The 6,000-nt window shown below is 65.7% G+C and carries 6 protein-coding genes; 1 reads left to right on the top strand and 5 read right to left on the bottom strand.

Annotated features, from left to right (window positions below; translation table 11 throughout):
- Positions 1–184 precede the first annotated feature (184 nt).
- The 3 genes from FHE74_RS09605 to FHE74_RS09595 all read right to left on the bottom strand — a co-directional run bounded on the left by FHE74_RS09605 (position 185) and on the right by FHE74_RS09595 (position 3,480).
- The gene (locus FHE74_RS09605; protein ID WP_246049276.1) at positions 185–1,444 is read right to left on the bottom strand and encodes an LCP family protein; all 1,260 of its coding nucleotides are present in this window, start codon (positions 1,442–1,444) and stop codon (positions 185–187) included.
- A 174-nt stretch (positions 1,445–1,618) separates the two neighbouring features.
- On the bottom strand, positions 1,619–2,338 hold the full coding sequence (locus FHE74_RS09600; protein WP_139466294.1) for a CPBP family intramembrane glutamic endopeptidase: 720 nt from the start codon (positions 2,336–2,338) through the stop codon (positions 1,619–1,621).
- Positions 2,335–3,480 (bottom strand): amidase, encoded by a 1,146-nt coding sequence (locus tag FHE74_RS09595; RefSeq protein ID WP_342773748.1) that lies wholly within the window; start codon positions 3,478–3,480, stop codon positions 2,335–2,337. The genes FHE74_RS09600 and FHE74_RS09595 overlap by 4 nt, the downstream gene beginning before the upstream one ends.
- A 39-nt stretch (positions 3,481–3,519) precedes the next feature.
- On the opposite strand from FHE74_RS09595, the gene pheA reads away from it, so the two are divergent.
- A complete protein-coding gene (pheA, locus tag FHE74_RS09590; protein WP_139466293.1) occupies positions 3,520–4,458 on the top strand; it encodes a prephenate dehydratase in 939 nt (312 codons plus the stop codon).
- On the opposite strand, the gene FHE74_RS09585 is transcribed toward pheA, so the two are convergent.
- Positions 4,459–4,809 carry a metallopeptidase family protein gene (locus FHE74_RS09585; protein ID WP_139466292.1) on the bottom strand — a complete coding sequence of 117 codons (351 nt, stop codon included), beginning with the start codon at positions 4,807–4,809 and terminating at the stop codon, positions 4,459–4,461. It abuts the gene before it with no gap.
- Entirely contained in the window at positions 4,809–5,849 is a 1,041-nt protein-coding gene (locus FHE74_RS09580) for a septum formation family protein (protein ID WP_139466291.1), read from the bottom strand. Before FHE74_RS09580 ends, FHE74_RS09585 begins: the two co-directional genes overlap by 1 nt.
- Between the last annotated feature and the right edge of the window lie 151 nt (positions 5,850–6,000).

Here is a 6,000-nt window from a genome sequence, read left to right as displayed (position 1 = left end):
GGGTGTGAACATGATTGCCTCCTTGTTGCAGGGTGACTCACAACAAGGCTGGCACTACGGGCGATGCAGGATTTTGCACTGTAAACGACTGCAACGTGCAGACATTTGCACTCTCGAGTTCGCGGGCGAGCCCGGCGTCAGCCTTGGCGCGGGCCGGGGAGCGTCGAGAAGCGCGCTCTAACCCCTAGCGCATCGAGGCGAACAGTGCCTCCGCGGCGGCTTCGTCCCACAGGACCACGTTGCCCACGCTGGTGTCGGTGAAGCCGCCGACCGGAATGGTCTCGGTCTCCACGCCGCGGGCCATGGCCAGGGCCACGCGGGCGAGGTGCCAGACGTGGTCGGACTCGTCCACGGTGAAGGTGCCGGTCGTGTGGGCAATCAGCGGGATCATGCGGAACGGGTTCAGGATCGTCTGCGGCTTAGTGATCTGCGTGACCAGCGCGGAGAAGAATTCGCGTTGGCGTTGGACGCGGTCGAGGTCGCCAAGCGCGGTGGCTCGCGTGCGCACGTAGCCCAGGGCCGTCGGACCCTCCATGCGCTGGCAGCCGGGCTGCACGTCGATGTTGGCCAGCGGGTCCTGGATGGGCTCCTTGACGCAGATCTCTACTCCGCCGACCGAGTCCACCAGGTTTGCCAATCCACCCATGCCGATCTCGGCGTAGTGGTCGATGTGCAGGCCGGTTTCCTGCTCGACCGTCTCGGTCAGCAGCTTAGGCCCGCCATAGGTGAAGGCGGCGTTGATCTTGTTCTCCCCGTAGCCAGGGATGGAGACGTAGCTATCGCGCGGGATAGAGATCAGCTTTGCCTTGCCGAAGGGCGTCATGTGCAACAGCATGATGGTGTCGGTGCGGCCTACGCCGACGTCGCCACCCGTGCCGAGCTTCTGGATCTGCTCATCGCTAAGACCCAGGCGCGAGTCCGAACCCACCAGCAACCAGTTGGTGCCGGCGGTGTTGGAGATCTGCTGCGCCGGCATGGCATCCACACGGTTGAGGCGCGCGTCGGCCCACAGACCGGTGACTACGGCGAGGACAAGGACGATGGCCATCATCCACCCGAAGCAGCCGAAGCATCCCATGCACCCGAGCGGATTGCGGCGCCGCCGGGGTGGCTTCTGGGCACGTGGAGCTACCTGCAGGGGTTCATCGTGCACGCTGGCTGGCGGGTAGTAGGCCTCGCGCGGGGGCTGCGCCGAGTAGCGCTGCTGGCCCTGCTGCGGCTGCTGCTGTCGAGGCGGCTGCTGGCGGGCAGGCTGGCGCGGAGGGATGTACTGGCGCGGGCGCGGCGGTGCTGGCTCGCTTGCCTGGTTTTGCGGCGGCTGCTCGCGACGCGGCGGGCGACGCCGCGGGGTATAGGTGGATTTGCGCTCCGGTGCGGGTCGCTGAGGGCTCGCCGCACGCGGTGCGTTACGACGCCGGATCGGCCGACCGTAACGGTCCACCATAGGCTTGCCGTCGCGACCAATGAGGAATTCCTCCCGCGCATCGCGAGGATCCCCCGAATGCCCCAGACGCTGGTGCTCGTCGTCTGGGCTGCGGTGGCGTCCCTCATTATTCATGCCCAACAGAGTAGCGGCCTGGGCGCGGTGTTGGTGAACGACGGTGCTGGTTGGGAGGGTTTAGCCAGGCAGGGCGAGGGCATCCCCGAGGAGGGCATATCCCAGGAAGGCAACGACGTCGATAAGCGCATGCCCCACGATCAACGGCCAGATCTTGCCGGTGCGATAGAACACGTAACCAAAGACCAACCCCATGATGATGTTGCCAAATCCAGCGGAAATCCCCTGGTAGAGGTGATAGGAGCCGCGCAAAACAGCGGAGGAGATCAGCACGGCGGGCAGGCCCCAACCGAGGGAGCGCAACCGCGAGAAGAGGTAGAAGACCACCACGATCTCCTCGGCGAAGGCGTTGGCGAGAGACCACAGGATGAGGACGGGGGCCTCGATGAGCGGGTGGCTCATGTCGCTGGGCACGACGACCTTGGATAGCCCAAAGTGCACCGCGCCCAGGTAGAACGCCAGCCCGGGAATGCCAATGAGGGCTGCCAAACCTGCCCCACTTAGTAGGTCGCGGCCACGCGGGCGGGGCAGGTGAATGTGGTCGCCGGCCAGCAGGAATAGCGAGAGGGCTCCCCAGGCGAACAGCGAGGCCGCCCCGACGATCTGCAGCGAGAGGTCGAGCCAGGCCAACGAGGACTGGCTGCTGTTGAGGGTGACTTCCTGCTCGTTGAGGGCTGTGGGTTGGGTGAGGGCGTCGATAAGCCGCAGGACCGAGCGCACTCCCGACATGCCGAAGGTGACCGCCAGGACCACCAGGATCTCGGCCTTGAGCCGCCTCATCGATGCAACTCGGCGGCGAGCGAGAGCAGCTGAGAGTCGTCGAGGGTGAGCGAACCCAGCTGGACGGCCGCCGGTTGGGGGCGCCCGGGAACAGGCCAGGGAATCGAAATGGCAGCTGCTCCAGCGATGTTGAACAGCGAGCTCCACGGAGTCCAGCGGGTTTGGGCCGCGAAGTTCTCCTCCGGAGGCAGCGAGCTGAACGCGCCGGTGCGGGGCGGGTCGCCTGCGATGGTCGGGTTGAGCAGGACGTCTACCCCGTAGAAGTCGCGCAACAACTGGGGCAAGGCGGCCGAAAAGGCGCGAGCCTCGGCCAGACGCTCGGGTGTGACCTGGCGTCCGCGTTCGCGCAGGAATTCTGCCAGGTAGTCGGCGTGCTCCAGGCGGGCGATCTTGGAGCTGAAGATGTCCGTGAAGTACTCGAAGGTCTGGGAAGCCTCCGGGAAAGCGGAGACCTCGACAACCCGGTGGCCTGCGGCGCGGAGCGACTCGGCGGCCTCGTGGGCGGCTCGCAGCCACTCGGTCTGCACCGACGTTTCAGCGAACAATGGTTCGGTAAGCAGGCCGATCGAGCGCGGGGCCGGATTGGGTTCTAGCTGGTGGAGGAGAAACTGATCCGCCACGCTGGTGGTGATGAACCCCTGAACCGCAACCGGTTCGCTCGCGGGCTTGAAGCCCACCAGGCCGCAGGCGGCTGCGGGGACGCGAATGGATCCACCGCCGTCGGAGGCGTGGGCAGCCCGCACCAGCCCGCGGGCCACCATGGCAGCCGCGCCTCCTGAGGAACCGCCGGGGGTGTGCCCTGGCCACAGCGGATTATCCACCGCCGGCAATCCGCGCGGCTCTGCATCCACGCTCAACCCCAGTTCAGAGGTCACCGACTTGCCGGGGACGAGTGCACCACGGCGCTCATAAGCGGCGACAAAGTCCTCGGTCTTATGCCCCATCTCGGTGCGTTCCTGGGAACCATAGGTCACCGGCATGCCGGCATAGGGGTAGAGGTCCTTGGCGGGAATGATCCACCCGCTCAAGTCCCCGCGCGCTGTGGTGGAAGCGTGGGGATCAAAATAGGCAAAGCCGTGTTCCTCGGGGCGCATGGAAGCTACGCGTTGCGCCAGTACATCCATCGATTCCATCTCAGCCATGTCGGCCAGCCTAACCCGAAGCCCCGTAGGCTGGAGAGCATGCAGACGACCGTGGCGTACCTGGGCCCAGAAGGAACCTTTACCGAGACCGCCCTGCTGGCATTTACAGAGGCCGGTGCCTTCTCGCATGAGGTGCGACCACTGCCGGTAAATAGCCCGGCCGAGGCTCTGGACGCTGTGCGCGCCGGGGAGGCGGAATACGCGGTGGTCGCGATTGAGAATTCCGTAGATGGCGCGGTGACGGGCACGTACGACGCGCTTGTCGACGGGGGTCACGACGTGCAGATCTTCTACGAGCACGAAGTGGACATCGCTTTTTCTGTGATGACGCGCCCAGATACCGCGCCGGAAAAGATCCGCACCCTGACCACGCATCCCATCGCCTACCAGCAGATCCGACACTGGTTGAAGGACAACCTCCCAGGTGTGGAGTTCGTCGCGGCCTCCTCCAACGCGGCGGCAGCGCGCATGGTGGCCGAAGGCAAGGCGGATGCTGCGGCAGCCCCGGCCCGCGCAGCGGACATTTACGGCCTGACAGAAATCGCGCGCGGGGTGGCGGATGAGCGCGGGGCGCGCACGCGCTTTGTGGTGGTGGGCAAGCGAGCTCAGCCGACCCCGCGCACGGGTAACGACACCACCCTGGTGGTGTTCACCCTCAACAACGAACCAGGCACCCTAGGCGCGGCGTTGCAGGACTTCTCGCTGCGGGGCATCAACTTGTCCCGCATTGCTTCCCGTCCCACGGTCAGCGAACCCGGTTCCTACCTGTTCTACGTGGACTTCGTGGGGCACATCGACGATCAGCCCCTGGCCGAGGCGCTGCGCGCGCTCTGGCTGCGATCGCAGGACATTGCCTTCTTGGGCTCGTGGCCCTCGGCGCGACCGCGCGATACCGATAGCGAATTCGCTGCCACCCTGCAGCGCCTGGACCAGGCCAATGCCTGGGTGGAGCAGGCCCGCCGTGGTGGGGCAGACTAGCTAGCCCCAGCCGAGCTCGTGGAGGCGGTCCTCCTCGATGCCGAAGTAGTGGGCGACCTCGTGCATCACGGTCACCTTGACCTCGTGGGCCAGCTGCTCCTCGCTGAAGCACATGTCCTCCAGCGCGGCCTTGTAGATGAAGATCGTGTCCGGCAGGTAACCGGTGTGATCGTGGGTGCGCTCGGTTAGCGGCACTCCCACGTAGAACCCGAGAAGGTCGTGATGCTCCTCATTGCGCTCGCGCACGAGGATGACCACGTTGCCCAGGTGATCGGCCAGGGCATCGGGGATGGAGGCAAGGGCGTCGTCGACAAGCGAGTCAAAACGCTCCTCGGAGACGGAATACGCCATTAGGCGGGCGGTTTACGCAGCGGCTCGCGCTCCGGCTGGGGAGGCGGCGGCGTGCCGTTGATGGTGAACCCGCTGGTGCCTGCGGTGGCCGAGCCGGCGAGCTCAGAGAAGCCGCCGCCCTCATTGGCGTGGACCAGGTAGCAGTTGGTCGAGTGCGACCCACCTGCCCACGACGCCGGCTGGAGAGGAATCCAGTAGGGCTGCAGCGTGGACTGATAGAGGTTTTCCTCGCCGCCCAGGAAATCCATGGCGGCCTTTTCGCAGGTTTCGCGCAGGTGCTTGTCTTGCTCCTCCACGCTCGGTGTGTGGTCGGGGAAAACGGGCTTCAGGTCCACGACCTGCGTGGCTTCGAGCTGGTGCGGGGCGGCGCAGTCGACGGCGCTGAGCTGCTGCTGATCGCTCACCGCAACACAGGTGCCGGCCACGAACGTGCGTGCTTGGTCCTGCTCGGCAGCAAAACCTTGCGTTTCCACGACCTGCCCGTGGGAGTCGGTGGATTGGACGCCACACAGCAGGGTGCGATCTCCCGCGGCCCACTTGTCGGCCGGGGGCAGGATGGAGGCGATGGAGTAACGCCCGGAGGGGTCGAAAGCGCCATCCAGGTACTGCAGGGTGGCGTTTTGGCAGAGCTCCTCACGCAGCTGCGCTTGCCTCTCGACGTCCGGACGCTGCGCCTGGGGACCGAACTCGCTGGTGGGGTATGTGGCCAAGTTCTCGCGCACGGAGACCTCGAAGCGGTGGGCATTGTTGCAGTCTGTGCGCTCAAAGTAGGTCAGTTCTCCCCCGTTGCCCACCTGCCAGGTCACGCACGATCCGGCGTCTGCCGTAGTAAACGGAGTGGCCTCAGCCGGGGCCTGGGAGGATTGGCCTGACGTGGACTGCATGGACGGCCCACTGGCGGTTGTTGCACCCGGAACCATGTCGGTGTGCTCGGAGAAGAACCCGTAGCTTCCCACGCCAGTCGCGCCCACCAGGGCGGCGACGAGGGCAGTGCGCACCGCGGTGGCTGAGCGGGCGCCAGCAGAACCTGAAGAAGTCATAGTGGCAACCATTCTGCCTGGCGCCGGGGCGGAAAGTCACACCGAGCAGGATCGTCGGCGTTGCCAGCGCAGGGCTCAGCGTTGTAGAGAGGGCGGCGCTATCTGTCCAAAGAGCTGGCGTTTTAGGCCAAATTCACAGCGCGAAAGTGCT

Source organism: Corynebacterium tapiri (assembly GCF_006334925.1).
GTDB lineage: Bacteria > Actinomycetota > Actinomycetes > Mycobacteriales > Mycobacteriaceae > Corynebacterium > Corynebacterium tapiri.
This window is presented reverse-complemented; position numbering and strand designations above follow the sequence as displayed.